Here is a 14,220-nt window from a genome sequence, read left to right as displayed (position 1 = left end):
GGCGCACCCGCGCCGCGCCCCCCTGCCCTTGCCCCGAGCCGCCCGAGAAGGACGTACCGCCATGGCCGCCACCCCCGAAACGCCCGCAGCCGCAGCCCCCGCGGCCGCAGCCGCGCGCCGCAAGACCGGCCGTCACCGCGGCGAGGGTCAGTGGGCCGTCGGACACCACACGCCCCTCAACGGCAACGAGCAGTTCAAGAAGGACGACGACGGTCTCAATGTGCGGACACGCATTGAGACGATCTACTCCAAGGCGGGCTTCGACTCGATCGACCCCAACGACCTGCGCGGCCGCATGCGCTGGTGGGGCCTCTACACCCAGCGCAAGCCCGGGATCGACGGCGGCAAGACCGCGATCCTGGAGCCGGAGGAGCTGGACGACAAGTACTTCATGCTGCGCGTCCGCATCGACGGCGGCCGGCTGACCACCGAGCAGTTGCGCGTCATCGGCGAGATCTCCGAGGAGTTCGCCCGCGGCACCGCCGACCTCACGGACCGGCAGAACGTGCAGTACCACTGGATCCGGATCGAGGACGTCCCGGAGATCTGGCGCCGCCTGGAGGCCGTCGGCCTCTCGACCACCGAGGCCTGCGGTGACACGCCCCGCGTGATCCTCGGTTCTCCCGTCGCCGGTATCGCCCGGGACGAGATCATCGACGGCAGCCCCGCGATCGACGAGATCTACCGCCGGATCGTCGGCAACCCGGACTTCTCCAACCTGCCCCGCAAGTTCAAGTCCGCGATCTCCGGCTCGCCGCTGCTCGACGTGGCGCACGAGATCAACGACATCGCCTTCGTCGGCGTGAACCACCCCGAGCACGGCCCCGGTTTCGACGTGTGGGTCGGCGGCGGCCTCTCCACCAACCCCAAGCTGGGTGTGCGCCTGGGCACCTGGGTCTCGCTCGACGAGGTCCCGGACATCTACGAGGGCGTCATCTCGATCTTCCGCGACTACGGCTACCGCCGGCTGCGCAACCGCGCCCGCCTGAAGTTCCTCGTCGCCGACTGGGGCCCGGTCAAGTTCCGCCAGGTCCTGGAGGACGAGTACCTGAAGCGCAAGCTGACGGACGGCCCCGCCCCCGAGCAGCCCTCGGGCGAGTGGCGCGACCACGTCGGCGTGCACGAGCAGAACGACGGCCGCTTCTACGTCGGTTTCGCGCCCCGCGTGGGACGCGTGGACGGGGCCACCCTGACCAAGATCGCGGACGTGGCCCGGCAGCACGGCTCCGACCGGCTGCGCACCACCGCCGAGCAGAAGATGATCGTCCTCGACATCGAGCCCGACCAGGTCGACTCGATCGTGGCCGCCCTGGAGGCGCTGGACCTGCGGGTCAAGCCGTCGCCCTTCCGCCGCGGCACCATGGCCTGCACCGGCATCGAGTTCTGCAAGCTCGCCATCGTCGAGACCAAGGCGCGCGGCGCCTCGCTGATCGACGAACTGGAGCGGCGCCTGCCGGACTTCGCCGAACCGCTGACCATCAACATCAACGGCTGCCCGAACGCCTGCGCCCGCATCCAGGTCGCGGACATCGGTCTCAAGGGCCAGCTGGTCCTGGACGACGACGGCAACCAGGTGGAGGGCTACCAGGTCCACCTCGGTGGCGCGCTCGGCCTGGAGGCCGGCTTCGGCCGCAAGGTCCGCGGCCTGAAGGTCACCGCGGCCGGTCTGCCCGACTACGTCGAGCGGGTCGTCACGCGCTTCCAGGAGCAGCGCGAGGAGGGCGAGCGATTCGCCGCCTGGGTGACCCGAGCGGGCGACGAGGCCCTGTCGTGAGCGAGCGAGCCGCCCCCTTCCACTGCCCGTACTGCGGCGACGAGGACCTGTTCCCCAACGAGACGGGTCACGGCGCCTGGGAGTGCAGGGCCTGCAACCGAGCCTTCCAGCTGAAGTACCTCGGGCTGCTGTCCCGAGGCGTTCAGTCCAACTCCACTGGAGGCGAAGAGACATGACGACCGTTCAGGAGACGCGCGACCTCAAGGCACTGGCCGAGCGGGCGGGCCGGGACCTGGAGGACGCCTCCGCGCTGGAGATCCTGCGCTGGGCCACCGAGACCTTCGGCGAGAAGTTCGCGGTGACCTCCTCCATGGAGGACGCCGTCGTGGCCCACCTCGCCTCCCGGGTCTCCCCCGGTGTCGACGTGGTCTTCCTCGACACGGGCTACCACTTCGAGGAGACCATCGGCACCCGGGACGCCGTCGAGGCCGTGATGGACGTCAACGTCATCACCCTCACCCCGCGGCGGACGGTGGCCGAGCAGGACGCCGAGCACGGCCCCCGGCTGCACGACCGGGACCCCGACCTGTGCTGCGCGCTGCGCAAGGTCAAGCCCCTCGAAGAGGGCCTGGTCGCGTACGAGGCCTGGGCGACGGGCCTGCGCCGCGACGAGTCCCCGACCCGGGCGAACACCCCGGTCGTCGGCTGGGACGAGAAGCGCCGCAAGGTGAAGGTCTCGCCGATCGCCCGCTGGACCCAGGACGACGTGGACGCGTACGTCACCGAGCACGGCGTGCTCACCAACCCGCTGCTGACGGATGGTTACGCCTCCGTCGGCTGCGCCCCCTGCACCCGTCGGGTGGTCGAGGGCGAGGACGCCAGGGCCGGCCGGTGGGCCGGGCGCGCCAAGACCGAGTGCGGGCTGCACGGCTGATGACCGACCGCCAAGCGAACGAAGAACCGACGGAGACGAGAACGATGAGCGTGAGCGACCAGGGCGCCACCGTGTGGCTGACCGGGCTGCCGAGCGCGGGCAAGACCACGATCGCCCTCGCGCTGGCCGAGCGGCTGCGCGCCGACGGCCACCGGGTGGAGGTGCTCGACGGTGACGAGATCCGCGAGTTCCTCTCCGCCGGCCTCGGCTTCGGCCGCGAGGACCGGCACACCAACGTGCAGCGCATCGGGTTCGTCGCCGAACTCCTCGCGAGCAACGGCGTCAAGGCGCTCGTGCCGGTGATCGCGCCGTTCGCGGACAGCCGGGAGGCCGTTCGCAAGCGGCACGCCGCCGAGGGCACCACGTACCTGGAGGTCCATGTGGCCACCCCGGTCGAGGTCTGCTCCGAGCGCGACGTGAAGGGCCTGTACGCCAAGCAGGCGGCGGGCGAGATATCCGGTCTGACCGGCGTCGACGACCCGTACGAGGCCCCGGAGTCCCCGGACCTCCGCATCGAGTCGCACACGCAGTCCGTGCACGAGTCGGCCTCGGCCCTGCACGCGCTGCTCACCGAGAGGGGTCTGGCATGACGGCCACCGTCGCACACGTCCACGAAGGGACGGACGCGCCCTACGCGCTGTCGCACCTCGACGCCCTCGAATCGGAGGCCGTGCACATCTTCCGCGAGGTGGCGGGCGAGTTCGAGAAGCCGGTGGTGCTGTTCTCCGGCGGCAAGGACTCCATCGTCATGCTGCACCTGGCGCTGAAGGCCTTCGCCCCGGCGCCGGTCCCCTTCACGCTGCTGCACGTGGACACCGGCCACAACTTCCCCGAGGTCCTCGCGTACCGCGACCGGGCCGTGGAGAAGCACAACCTGCGCCTGCACGTGGCCTCCGTCCAGGAGTACATCGACGCGGGCAAGCTCCGCGAGCGCCCGGACGGCGTCCGCAACCCGCTGCAGACCGTCCCCCTCACGGAGGCGATCCAGCGGCTGAGGTTCGACGCGGTCTTCGGCGGTGGCCGCCGTGACGAGGAGAAGGCGCGCGCCAAGGAGCGGGTGTTCTCCCTGCGCGACGAGTTCTCCCAGTGGGACCCGCGCCGCCAGCGCCCCGAGCTGTGGCAGCTCTACAACGGCCGCCACGCCCCCGGCGAGCACGTGCGCGTCTTCCCGCTCTCCAACTGGACCGAGCTGGACGTGTGGCAGTACATCGCCCGCGAGGGCATCGAACTGCCGGAGATCTACTTCGCCCACGAGCGCGAGGTGTTCCGTCGCAACGGCATGTGGTTGACGGCCGGCGAATGGGGCGGTCCGAAGCGGGACGAGTCCACCGAGACGCGTCTCATCCGCTACCGGACCGTCGGTGACATGTCCTGCACGGGTGCCGTCGACTCCGACGCCACCACGCTGGACGCCGTGATCACCGAGATCGCCGCCTCCCGGCTCACCGAGCGGGGCGCGACCCGCGCCGACGACAAGATGTCCGAGGCCGCGATGGAAGACCGCAAGCGCGAAGGGTACTTCTAGACATGACCTCCACCACCGAGCAGTTCGCCGGCTTCGTCGACCCTTCAGTGACGACGCTGCTGCGCTTCGCGACCGCCGGTTCCGTCGACGACGGCAAGTCCACCCTGGTCGGGCGGCTGTTGCACGACTCCAAGTCGATCCTGACCGACCAGTTGGAGGCCGTCGAGGCCGTCTCCGCCCAGCGCGGCCAGGACACCCCCGACCTCGCGCTGCTGACCGACGGCCTGCGGGCCGAGCGGGAGCAGGGCATCACGATCGACGTGGCGTACCGCTACTTCGCGACGACCCGGCGCCGGTTCATCCTCGCGGACACCCCCGGGCACGTGCAGTACACCCGGAACATGGTCACGGGTGCGTCCACCGCCGACCTCGCGGTCGTCCTGGTCGACGCCCGCAACGGCGTGATCGAGCAGACCCGGCGGCACGCGGCCGTCGCGGCCCTGCTGCGGGTCCCGCACGTGGTCCTGGCCGTCAACAAGATGGACCTGGTGGGCTACGAGGAGAAGGCCTTCGCGAAGATCGCCGAGGAGTTCACGGCGTACGCCTCCGACCTGGGCGTCCCGGAGATCACCGCCATCCCGATCTCGGCGCTGGCCGGCGACAACGTGGTGGAGCCCTCCGCGAACATGGACTGGTACGGCGGCCCGACCGTGCTGGAGCACCTGGAGACCGTCCCGGTCAGCCACGACCTGACCGCCTGCCCGGCCCGGTTCCCCGTGCAGTACGTGATCCGCCCCCAGTCGGCGGAGCACCCCGACTACCGCGGCTACGCGGGTCAGATCGCCTCCGGCGTGCTGCGTGTCGGCGAGCCCGTCACGGTCCTGCCGTCGGGCCGCACCTCGGTGATCGAGGGGATCGACGCGCTCGGCGAGAACGTGGACATCGCCTGGGCGCCGCAGTCGGTGACGCTGCGGCTGCGGGACGACATCGACATCTCGCGCGGCGACCTGATCGCGCCGTCCGCGAGCGCACCGGCCACCACCCAGGACGTCGAGGCGACGGTCTGCCACGTGGCCGACCAGCCGCTGGCCGTGGGCGCCCGGGTGCTGCTCAAGCACACGACGCGCACGGTGAAGGCGATCGTCAAGGAGATCCCCTCGCGGCTCACCCTGGACGACCTGTCCCAGCACCCGAACCCGGGGCAGCTCGTCGCGAACGACATCGGCCGGGTTGTCGTGCGCACCGCCGAGCCGCTGGCGCTCGACGCGTACGCGGCCTCGCGCCGTACCGGGTCCTTCCTGCTGATCGACCCGGCCGACGGAACCACTCTGGCCGCGGGCATGGCGGGCGAGTCCTTCGCCTCCCAGGCGCAGACCACCGTGCAGGCGGATGAGGAAGGGTGGGATTTCTGACGTGCCCGACATCTACGCGACCTTCGCGAAGGAGGGCGGCCGCGTCGGCAGCGGCTCCCTCGGCAGTGGCCAGGGAGGCGTGGCGCGATGTGCGTGATGACGTACGCGCACCGCTCGCGCGCCCTCACCCCCCACGAGTCGCCCCCGCTCCGTAGACGAAGACGTGCGTCGTGAATCGACGCCTTGAGAGGAACCTCTCCCGTGCCTGCCACCGGTACCGCCCGTAAGACCCCGCGCCGCGGCGTTGTCGTCGCCGCCGCCCTGCCGCTGCTGATCGGCGCGCTCGCCTCTTGCGGTTACGGCTCGGACGCCGAGAAGGACAAGTCCGCCGACAAGCCCGCACCCGCCGGCGCCGAGGGCAAGAAGCTCTCCGCCCCCGAGGTCCGCATCGGCTACTTCCCCAACCTCACCCACGCCACCGCCCTGGTCGGGATCCAGGAAGGCCTCATCGCCAAGGAACTCGGCGCCACCACCATCAAGCCGCAGACCTTCAACGCCGGCCCCTCCGAGATCGAGGCCCTCAACGGCGGCTCCCTCGACATCGGCTTCATCGGCCCCTCCCCCTCCATCAACGGCTACGTCAAGTCCAAGAGCACCAACCTGCGCATCATCTCCGGCTCCGCCTCCGGCGGCGTCAAGCTCGTCGTCAACCCCGACAAGATCAAAACCCTCGACGACATCAAGGGCAAGAAGATCGCCACCCCCCAAAAGGGCAACACCCAGGACGTCGCCTTCCTCAACTGGATCGGCACCAAGGGCTGGAACGTCGACCCCGAATCCGGCAAGGGCGACGTCTCCGTCGTCCGCACCGACAACAAGGTCACCCCCGACGCCTACAAACAAGGCTCCATCGACGGCGCCTGGGTCCCCGAACCCACCGCCTCCAAACTCGTCTCCGAAGGCGCCAAGGTCCTCCTCGACGAAACCGACCTCTGGCCCGACAAGAAGTTCGTCATCACCAACGTCATCGTCTCCCAGAAGTTCCTCAAGGAGCACCCCGACGTCGTCGAAGCCGTCCTGACCGGCACCGTCAAGACCAACGACTGGATCAACGCCAACCCCGACAAGGCCAAGGCCTCCGCCAACGCCGCCCTCAAGACCCTCGGCGGCAAGGCACTCGACCCCAAGGTCATCGACCCCGCCTGGCCGAGCATCCTCGTCACCGACGACCCCCTCGCGAGCACCCTCAAGACCGAATCCGACTGGGCCGTCAAGGCCAAGCTCATCCAGGAACCCGACCTCACCGGCATCTACGACCTCAAGATCCTCAACAAGGTCCTCAAGGCCGCCGGCAAGCCCGAGGTCTCCGACGCCGGCCTCGGCGCCAAGTAACCCCGGTCAGCAGAGAATCCCCAGGAGGTGACGACCATGGCCACCACACTTGCCAAGGCTGCCGAGGGCACCGCGGCCGAGCACGGGCACGCCGCCCGCATCGAGCACGTTTCGAAGTCCTTCCCCGGCCCGGCCGGATCGCAGCTCGTCCTGGACGACATCAGTCTCGATGTCGCTCCCGGCGAGTTCGTCACCATCCTGGGGGCGTCGGGGTGTGGCAAGTCCACCCTGCTCAACCTCGTCGCCGGTCTCGACAAGCCCAGCGTGGGCACCATCGAGACCTCCGGCCGCCCGGCCCTGATGTTCCAGGAGCACGCCCTCTTCCCGTGGTTGACGGCGGGCAAGAACATCGAGCTCGCCCTGCGTCTGCGCGGGGTGGCGAAGGCGGAGCGCCGCCCGGAGGCCGAGCGACTGCTGGAGCTGGTGCGGCTCGGCGGCGCGTACGGCAAGCGGGTCCACGAGTTGTCGGGCGGCATGCGCCAGCGCGTGGCGCTCGCCCGGGCCCTGGCGCAGGACAGTGAACTGCTGCTGATGGACGAGCCGTTCGCGGCCCTGGACGCCATCACCCGGGACGTGCTGCACGGCGAACTCACCCGGATCTGGGAGGAGACCGACGTCTCCGTCCTGTTCGTCACGCACAACGTGCGCGAGGCCGTCCGCCTCGCCCAGCGCGTGGTCCTGCTCTCCTCGCGTCCCGGACGGATCGCGAAGGAATGGACCGTGGACATCCCGCAGCCGCGCCGCATCGAGGACGCGGACGTCGCGGAGCTGTCCGTCGAGATCACTGAACACCTGCGTGGGGAGATCCGCCGCCATGGCCAGCACTGACACCAAGCTCAAGGGCACGGCCAGGGGCGCGGACGATCTGGCGGGCCTGGAGGCCGGCCTGGACGCCCTCGACGCGGTCCAGACCCACCGCACCCCGATCGGCCAGGTCCTCGTCAAGAAGGTCCTGCCGCCGGTCGTCGCCGTCGGTCTGGTCCTCGTCGTCTGGCAGGTCCTCGTCGCGACGAAGATCACCGACGAGACGAAGCTCCCGTCCCTGTCCGCGGTGTGGGACAGCCTGTCCGCCATGTGGCTCCAGGGCACGCTGCTGGAGGTCGTCTGGACCAGCGTCTCGCGCGGTCTGCTGGGCTTCCTGCTGGCCCTGGCCATCGGCACCCCGCTCGGCCTGCTGGTCGCCCGGGTGAAGTTCGTGCGCGCCGCGATAGGCCCGATCCTCCAGGGTCTCCAGTCCCTGCCGTCGGTCGCCTGGGTGCCCCCGGCCGTCCTCTGGTTCGGCCTCAACGACGCCATGATGTACACCGTGATCCTGCTCGGCGCGGTGCCCTCGATCGCCAACGGACTGGTGTCCGGCATCGACCAGGTCCCGCCGCTGTACCTGCGGGCCGGCCGCACCCTCGGGGCCACCGGTCTGCGCGGGGCCCGACACATCGTCATGCCGGCCGCGCTGCCCGGCTACCTGGCCGGCCTCAAGCAGGGCTGGGCCTTCTCCTGGCGCTCCCTGATGGCCGCCGAGATCATCGCCAGCTCGCCCGATCTGGGCCTCGGACTCGGCCAACTGTTGGAGAACGGCCGCAACAACATCGACCTGCCGGGCGTGTTCCTCGCGATCATCCTGATCCTGGTCGTCGGCATCGCGATCGACCTGCTGATCTTCAGCCCCGTCGAGCGGTACGTACTGCGCAGCCGCGGCCTGCTGGTCAAGAGCTGAGTCCCGTGCACACCGCCCCCGCCCTCCTCGTCATCGCCCACGGCAGCCGTGACCCGCGGCACGCGGCGACCGTGCACGCCCTCACCCGGCGTGCGCGGGCGCTGCGGCCCGGACTGCGGGTGGAGACGGCGTACCTGGACTTCAACGCCCCCCGGGTGGACCAGGTGCTGTCCTCCCTGTACGCGTCGGGTGTCCGGGACGTGGTGGCCCTCCCGCTGCTGCTGACCCGCGCCTTCCACGCCAAGACCGACATCCCGGCCGTGTTGTCGGAGGCCTGCGTGCGCCTCCCGGGCCTCGCGGTCCGGGTCGCGGACGTCCTCGGGCCGTCACCCCTGCTGACGGCGGCCCTGGAGCGCCGGCTCCTCGAAGCCGGCCTCACCCCGGCGGATCGCGCCGGCACCGGTGTGGTGCTCGCGTCCGCCGGTTCCTCGGACCCGGAGGCGATCGCGGTGATCGCTGAAATCGCGCGGGAGTGGCGGCACACCGGTTGGTGCGCCGTGCGGCCCGCGTTCGCCTCCGCGGCACTGCCCCGTACGGAGGACGCCGTACGGGCGCTGCGCGCCGAGGGCGTGCGGCGGGTGGCCGTCGCCCCGTACGTGATCGCCCCCGGCCGGCTCCCGGACCGGATCGCGGCGGGCGCCGAGGCCGCGGGCGCGGACGTGCTCGCCGAGGTCCTGGGCGCGGCCCCCGAGTTGGCCCGGCTGCTGCTGCGCCGCTACGACGCGGCCGCCCTGGCCCCGGCCCGCCTGTCGGCGCTGTCGGCCTGAGCGGCCGGTCCCACCCCGTCAGGCGCGGGCCGCCGCCTCGTCGGCGAGGGCCGTCAGGTCCGTGACGGACATGGCGCCGGGCGGGAGGCCCTCCCGGGCGAAGATGTTCGCGGCGTGCCGCAGGGTGTCGTTCACCGGGGTGGCCACGCCGTGCAACCGGCCCAGCAGGGAGATCTCCCCGTTGAGGTAGTCCGCCTCGACCGATCCCGTGCCGCGCGCCAGGCTCTGCCAGGACGACCCGCCCCGCACCCCGGGCGGCTGGTCCACCTTCCCCGCGCGCGCCGCCGTCTGCTCGGCCTCGGACGCGTACGCGATCCCGGCGGCCTCGAAGGCCGCCTTCGCCTCGCGGATCGCCCGGAGCAGCAACGCCGCCTTCGCGGGGTCCGGTTCGGGGCCGGTCGTCGCCTGGATCGCGTTGCCGAGGTTGCCGAGCAGCTTCGCGTACTTCCACCGCGTCACGTCCTCGACGACGGGCGCCTCGAACCCGGACTCCTCCAGGTCGGCGGCGACGGCCCGGATCCGTGCGTCGCTGCCGCCGGCCGCCCGGCCCAGGTGCAGGATCCCGGTCAGTGGCGCGCACAGCGCGGAGACCACGCCCGGCTCCAGGAAGGTCGCGGGCAGCCAGACGCACACCCCGTACACCCGGGCGAAGCGGCGCAGCGCCAGCCGTTCGCTCTCCACGCCGTTCTGCAGACAGAGCACGGGCAGTCGCTGCGCCGCCGTGCCGCCGCCCGTGACCTCCGCGTCGCCCCACGCGTCCAGTGCCGCGACGGCGTCCTGCGTCTTCACGGACAACAGCAGCACGTCGTCCGGGCGCAGCGCGCCGAGTTCCGCCGGGCCGGTGACGACGGGCAGCCGGTGCACCTCGGTCCCGTCGGTGGTCGTGAGCCGCAGCCCGTCGGCCCGCAGCGCCTCGGCGTGCGCGCCGCGTGCGGACAGGACGACCTCCCGGCCCGTCCGTGCGAGCCGGCCGCCGATGGTCGCGCCGATCGCCCCGGCGCCGATGATGATGTAACGCATCCGCAGAGCCTGGCACATCCGGCGTCCCGGGTTACCGTCGGGCCATGACGGACACGATGTTCAGACTCGGTGGGGACCTGCCCGTGCGCCGCCTCGGGCTCGGTACGGGTGGTCTGGTCGGCCCCGGCTACTGGGGCTCGCGCGGGGACCCGGCCGAGGCCCTGGCCCTGCTGCGCACGGCGGTGGAACTCGGGGTGACCCTGATCGACACGGCCGACAACTACGGGCCCGACCTGGCGGAGGAGCTGATCGCCGAGGCCCTGTACCCGTACGACGAGCGGCTGGTGATCGCCACCAAGGGCGGGGTGGTGCGCACCGGTCCGGACCTCTGGCACGTGTCGGGCCGTCCGGAGCGGCTGCGGGAGCAGTGCGAGGCGAGCCTGCGCCGGCTGCGGGTGGAGCGGATCGACCTGTACCAGTTGCACCGCCTGGATCCCGCCCTCCCCGCGGTGGAACAGCTCGGTCTGCTGGCCCAGTTGCAGGCCGAGGGCAAGATCCGGCACGTAGGCCTGGACACGGTGACGGCGGCGCAGTTGGCGTCGGCGGTGGAGCTGATGCCGATCGCGTCGGTGCAGAACCCGTACAACCTGCTGGACCGTTCCTCGGCCGACGTGCTGGCGTTGTGCGAGGCGCACGGGATCGCCTTCCTGCCCTACTACCCGCTGGGCGGCGGCGCCCTGACCCGCGAGAGCGCGGCCGCGGTCACCGCGGTCGCGGGCGGGCACGGGGCGGGCCCGGGTCAGATCGCCCTGGCCTGGCTGTTGCACCACTCCCCGAACCTGTGCCCGACGCCGGGTACCGGATCCCCCGCGCATCTCGCGGAGAACCTGGCCGCGGCGACGATCCGGCTCGCCCCGAGGGAACTCGCGCTGCTGGACGCCCTGGTGGCGTAGCGCGTGGTGCGGGGCGTGGTGGCGTGGTGCGTGGCGTGGTGCGGGGCCGGTGGCCGTGCGGCCGGTCCGCTCCGGCTCAGTCCCGGGTGAGTTCGACGAGCTTGACGACCGTGTTCCAGTTCCGGGTGGTCACGTCGAGCCCCTTCACGACGGCGGGTCTGGCCAGGACCTCGGCCAGCTTCGATCGGCCGAGGCCGTCCGGGGTGTGGAGGTAGACGACCCGGTCGCCGACCCGGAACTCCTCGGGGAGGAAGGCGGGTGCGTCGATGGCCGCGAAGCGCTCCTCGCCGGGTTGCCCGGAGCAGAAGGTGGCGTGCAGTTGCCTGCCCTCCAGCTCGGCGGCGGGGAAGGGGCAGGAGTCGACGACGGCCCGCAGGTGGTCGCCGTCGACCACCAGGCAGGGCACCCTGAAGCCGAAGTGGGCCTCGATGGCCGCCTCCAGCGCGCGGGCGAGTTTCGTGGTGTCCCGTTCCGCGCTGCCGAAGACGGCGTTGCCGCTCTGCAGGTAGGTCCGTACGTCGTCGTGGCCGAGGTCCTCCAGGATCTGGCGCAGTTCGGCCATGGGGACCTTCTTGTTCCCGCCGACGTTGATGCCGCGCAGCAGTGCGGCGTACTTCCGAGAGGTCATGCCCGAACGATAGGGCGGGGCACCGACAGTTCCGCCTCGATGAGGTCGGCGGCCCGTCGTGTGCCGCCCTCCGCGGCGATCCCGGCCCTGACGGCCTCGGCGCGGGCGGCGACCTCGGGGTCGGCGACGAGTGCGAGGACCGCCGCGCGCAGGGTCGCGGCGTCGGCCTGCTCCATCGGGACGTGACGGGCGATGCCGAGCGCCTGGAGCATGTCGGCGTTGCCGAACTGGTCCACGGCCTGCGGGACCGCGACCATCGGGGTGGCGGTGGCCATGCCCTCCTGGCTGCCGCCGGCGCCCGCGTGGGTGATGAAGGCGTCGGCTTGGCGCAGGACGTCGAGTTGGGGTACCCAGCGGTGCACCTCGATGTTGTCGGGGATGGCGCCGAGTGCGGCGGTGTCGGTCTTCCTGCCGATCTGGAGGACGACGTGCCAGTCGGGCAGGCCGCCGAAGGCCTCGACGCACGCCCGGTAGAAGTCGGGCCGGTCCGTGAAGGCGGAGCCGAGCGAGACCAGGAGCACCTTCTTCCCGGCGGCTTCGGCGGGGCGGTTCCAGGTGCCCTCGTCGGCGGCCCGGTCGCCCTGGCAGGCGCCGACGAAGGTGTACACGGACTCGTCGACCCGGTCGGCGTGCGGTTGCAGCGCCTTGGGGATGAGCACGATGCTGCGCCGGGGGCGGCCGATCAGGTGGTCGGAGTCCTCGGCGATGCCGTTCTCGTCGAGCCAGGCGCGGAAGCGGGCGTAGTAGGCCCTGCCGCGCTCGGAGGCGCGCAGTTGCGCGGTCATGGGTGCGGCGACCTCTTCCTCGTAGCCGGTCCAGGCGACCAGGTTCGGGGAGAGGGAGACGTCGGGGACGCCCCAGCGCCGGGCCAGGACGATCGCCGGGTAGGAGGTGATGTCGTGGATGACGAGGTCGGGCTCGTCGCCTTCGAAGGCGGCGGCGAGTCGGGGCAGCGCCTGGATGGCGTCGGCGAGGAAGGGTTCGATGTTGTCGATGAGTTCGGTGCCCCAGGCCTCGGGGTTGTCCTCGGTGGGGAGGGTCGATTCCCAGATCACGGGGGTGGCGCCGGTAGCCGCGACCTTGTCGGCGAAGGAGGCGGGAATGGCGTAGCTGACGCGGTGGCCGCGGGCGACGAGTTCCCGGATCACCTCGATGCTCGGGTTCACGTGTCCGTGGGCGGCGATGGAGAACATGGCGATGTGCGCGGGCTTGACTGGGGTCATGCTCCGACCATAACGAGACGATACGTCTCGTGCAACGCGTTTCCCGGGCGGCCCCGACACCCGTGGACCGGCGGCGCTCCGGCCCGCGACGGCGCGTCGAGGCCCCGGGCACCGGGATGACAGACTTGGCGGATTCACCACGATCCGGAGAGACGGCGGACAGCAGGCATGGACGAGGCGCGGGCCAGGGACGTACTCACAGCGGCGGGCCTCACCGGCCGGCCCGAGCTGCTGACCTTCGGCGAGAACGCCGTCTTCGCGGTGGGCGACGACCTGGTGGCCAAGGTGGGCCGCGAGGCGGCGCTGTTGGAGCGGGCCGAACGCGAGTTGGCCGTGGCGGGCTGGCTCGCGCGGGCCGGCGTCCCCGCCGTGCGCGCCGCCGAGCCGTCGGCCAGGCTGGTGGCCGGACATCCCGTGACCCTGTGGCACCGGCTGCCCGCCGCGGTCCGGCCGGCGGGACCCGAGGACCTCGCGGCGCTGCTGCGCCTGATCCACGCGTTGCCCGCGCCGCCGTTCACGCTGCCGGCGCGCGATCTGCTGGGCGGGGTGGAACGCTGGCTGCGGTTCGCCGGCGAGGCCGTCGACCCGGCGGACGCCGCGTACCTGAGGGCCCGCCGCGACGCGTACGCCGGCGAGGTCGCCGCGCTGACCCCGCGCCTGCCCCTCGGTCCGATCCACGGCGACGCCCTGCCCCGCAACGTCCACGTGGGGCCGGACGGGCCGGTGCTGGTGGACCTGGAGACCGTGTCGAGCGACCTGCGCGAGCACGACCTGGTGGTGATGGCCCTGTCCCGTGACCGCTACGGGCTGCCCGCCGCCTCGTACGAGGCGTTCGTGACGGCGTACGGATGGGACGTGCGCGAGTGGGAGGGCTGCGCGGTCCTGCGCGGCGCCCGGGAGACGGCGAGCTGCGCCTGGGTCTCCCAACACGCGCCGGACAACCCGAAGGCGCTGGCGGAGTTCCGCCGCCGGGTGGCCTCGCTGCGGGACGGCGACACCGAGACGCGCTGGCATCCCTTCTGAGCCGCGGGAGTTCGACAGGCGGCGACGCGCCGGCCCATCCCGCCCTACGCTCCCGATCACGAGATCGACTGCTGAGCGTGCATCGTCAACAACCA

14 protein-coding genes and 1 pseudogene are annotated in these 14,220 nt (G+C 71.7%); 12 read left to right on the top strand and 3 right to left on the bottom strand.

Annotated features, from left to right (window positions below; all coding sequences use genetic code 11):
• Positions 1-61: 61 nt before the first annotated feature.
• From ACFYW3_RS01460 to ACFYW3_RS01415, 10 genes are all read left to right on the top strand, one after another.
• On the top strand, positions 62-1,774 hold the full coding sequence (locus tag ACFYW3_RS01460; protein ID WP_389385199.1) for a nitrite/sulfite reductase: 1,713 nt from the start codon (positions 62-64) through the stop codon (positions 1,772-1,774).
• On the top strand, positions 1,771-1,950 hold the full coding sequence (locus ACFYW3_RS01455; RefSeq protein WP_351762554.1) for a hypothetical protein: 180 nt from the start codon (positions 1,771-1,773) through the stop codon (positions 1,948-1,950). The genes ACFYW3_RS01460 and ACFYW3_RS01455 overlap by 4 nt, the downstream gene beginning before the upstream one ends.
• Positions 1,947-2,648 (top strand): phosphoadenylyl-sulfate reductase, encoded by a 702-nt coding sequence (locus ACFYW3_RS01450; protein ID WP_351762551.1) that lies wholly within the window; start codon positions 1,947-1,949, stop codon positions 2,646-2,648. The genes ACFYW3_RS01455 and ACFYW3_RS01450 overlap by 4 nt, the downstream gene beginning before the upstream one ends.
• Positions 2,649-2,692: 44 nt before the next feature.
• Positions 2,693-3,238: an adenylyl-sulfate kinase gene (gene cysC, locus ACFYW3_RS01445; RefSeq protein ID WP_267796919.1), complete on the top strand. Its 546-nt coding sequence runs from the start codon at positions 2,693-2,695 to the stop codon at positions 3,236-3,238.
• The gene (gene cysD, locus ACFYW3_RS01440) at positions 3,235-4,173 is read left to right on the top strand and encodes a sulfate adenylyltransferase subunit CysD (protein WP_053684814.1); all 939 of its coding nucleotides are present in this window, start codon (positions 3,235-3,237) and stop codon (positions 4,171-4,173) included. The genes cysC and cysD overlap by 4 nt, the downstream gene beginning before the upstream one ends.
• A 2-nt stretch (positions 4,174-4,175) precedes the next feature.
• Positions 4,176-5,525, top strand: coding sequence for a sulfate adenylyltransferase subunit 1 (locus ACFYW3_RS01435; protein ID WP_389385198.1), 1,350 nt, complete (start codon positions 4,176-4,178; stop codon positions 5,523-5,525).
• Positions 5,526-5,726: 201 nt separating this feature from the next.
• Positions 5,727-6,857 (top strand): aliphatic sulfonate ABC transporter substrate-binding protein, encoded by a 1,131-nt coding sequence (locus ACFYW3_RS01430; RefSeq protein ID WP_389385197.1) that lies wholly within the window; start codon positions 5,727-5,729, stop codon positions 6,855-6,857.
• 36 nt (positions 6,858-6,893) lie between these two features.
• Positions 6,894-7,685 carry an ABC transporter ATP-binding protein gene (locus ACFYW3_RS01425; protein ID WP_351753228.1) on the top strand — a complete coding sequence of 264 codons (792 nt, stop codon included), beginning with the start codon at positions 6,894-6,896 and terminating at the stop codon, positions 7,683-7,685.
• Entirely contained in the window at positions 7,672-8,571 is a 900-nt protein-coding gene (locus tag ACFYW3_RS01420) for an ABC transporter permease (protein ID WP_389385196.1), read from the top strand. The genes ACFYW3_RS01425 and ACFYW3_RS01420 overlap by 14 nt, the downstream gene beginning before the upstream one ends.
• Before the next feature lie 5 nt (positions 8,572-8,576).
• On the top strand, positions 8,577-9,338 hold the full coding sequence (locus tag ACFYW3_RS01415; protein WP_389385195.1) for a sirohydrochlorin chelatase: 762 nt from the start codon (positions 8,577-8,579) through the stop codon (positions 9,336-9,338).
• Positions 9,339-9,356: 18 nt separating this feature from the next.
• Here the strand turns inward: ACFYW3_RS01415 and ACFYW3_RS01410 are convergent, their stop codons facing one another.
• On the bottom strand, positions 9,357-10,358 hold the full coding sequence (locus ACFYW3_RS01410; RefSeq protein WP_389385194.1) for a ketopantoate reductase family protein: 1,002 nt from the start codon (positions 10,356-10,358) through the stop codon (positions 9,357-9,359).
• Between the two features lie 44 nt (positions 10,359-10,402).
• Between ACFYW3_RS01410 and ACFYW3_RS01405 the strand changes: the two genes are divergently transcribed.
• Positions 10,403-11,251, top strand: coding sequence for an aldo/keto reductase (locus ACFYW3_RS01405; protein ID WP_351753238.1), 849 nt, complete (start codon positions 10,403-10,405; stop codon positions 11,249-11,251).
• A gap of 76 nt (positions 11,252-11,327) precedes the next feature.
• Here the strand turns inward: ACFYW3_RS01405 and ACFYW3_RS01400 are convergent, their stop codons facing one another.
• Both ACFYW3_RS01400 and mgt read right to left on the bottom strand, forming a co-directional pair.
• Positions 11,328-11,879, bottom strand: coding sequence for a DUF1697 domain-containing protein (locus ACFYW3_RS01400; RefSeq protein ID WP_389385193.1), 552 nt, complete (start codon positions 11,877-11,879; stop codon positions 11,328-11,330).
• Positions 11,876-13,137: pseudogene (gene mgt / locus ACFYW3_RS01395) on the bottom strand (macrolide-inactivating glycosyltransferase). Before mgt ends, ACFYW3_RS01400 begins: the two are co-directional and overlap by 4 nt.
• Positions 13,138-13,270: 133 nt before the next feature.
• Here mgt and ACFYW3_RS01390 point away from each other — a divergent pair.
• Complete coding sequence (locus tag ACFYW3_RS01390; RefSeq protein ID WP_351753245.1) at positions 13,271-14,125, top strand: aminoglycoside phosphotransferase family protein; 855 nt, start codon at positions 13,271-13,273, stop codon at positions 14,123-14,125.
• Positions 14,126-14,220 lie beyond the last annotated feature (95 nt).

The sequence above is a fragment of the Streptomyces sp. NPDC002602 genome (genome assembly GCF_042889445.1).
GTDB lineage: Bacteria > Actinomycetota > Actinomycetes > Streptomycetales > Streptomycetaceae > Streptomyces.
Note: the sequence above shows the minus strand (reverse complement) of the source record. Positions and strands in the feature narration are given on the sequence as shown.

Excerpts from the sequence above, each read along its gene's own strand:
- ACFYW3_RS01460 (WP_389385199.1), top strand. The coding sequence starts at position 62 with ATGGCCGCCACCCCCGAAACGCCCGCAGCCGCAGCCCCCGCGGCCGCA.
- ACFYW3_RS01450 (WP_351762551.1), top strand. The coding sequence starts at position 1,947 with ATGACGACCGTTCAGGAGACGCGCGACCTCAAGGCACTGGCCGAGCGG.
- cysC (WP_267796919.1), top strand. The coding sequence starts at position 2,693 with ATGAGCGTGAGCGACCAGGGCGCCACCGTGTGGCTGACCGGGCTGCCG.
- cysD (WP_053684814.1), top strand. The coding sequence starts at position 3,235 with ATGACGGCCACCGTCGCACACGTCCACGAAGGGACGGACGCGCCCTAC.
- ACFYW3_RS01435 (WP_389385198.1), top strand. The coding sequence starts at position 4,176 with ATGACCTCCACCACCGAGCAGTTCGCCGGCTTCGTCGACCCTTCAGTG.
- ACFYW3_RS01425 (WP_351753228.1), top strand. The coding sequence starts at position 6,894 with ATGGCCACCACACTTGCCAAGGCTGCCGAGGGCACCGCGGCCGAGCAC.
- ACFYW3_RS01420 (WP_389385196.1), top strand. The coding sequence starts at position 7,672 with ATGGCCAGCACTGACACCAAGCTCAAGGGCACGGCCAGGGGCGCGGAC.
- ACFYW3_RS01410 (WP_389385194.1), bottom strand. The coding sequence starts at position 10,358 with ATGCGTTACATCATCATCGGCGCCGGGGCGATCGGCGCGACCATCGGC.
- ACFYW3_RS01405 (WP_351753238.1), top strand. The coding sequence starts at position 10,403 with ATGACGGACACGATGTTCAGACTCGGTGGGGACCTGCCCGTGCGCCGC.
- ACFYW3_RS01400 (WP_389385193.1), bottom strand. The coding sequence starts at position 11,879 with ATGACCTCTCGGAAGTACGCCGCACTGCTGCGCGGCATCAACGTCGGC.
- ACFYW3_RS01390 (WP_351753245.1), top strand. The coding sequence starts at position 13,271 with ATGGACGAGGCGCGGGCCAGGGACGTACTCACAGCGGCGGGCCTCACC.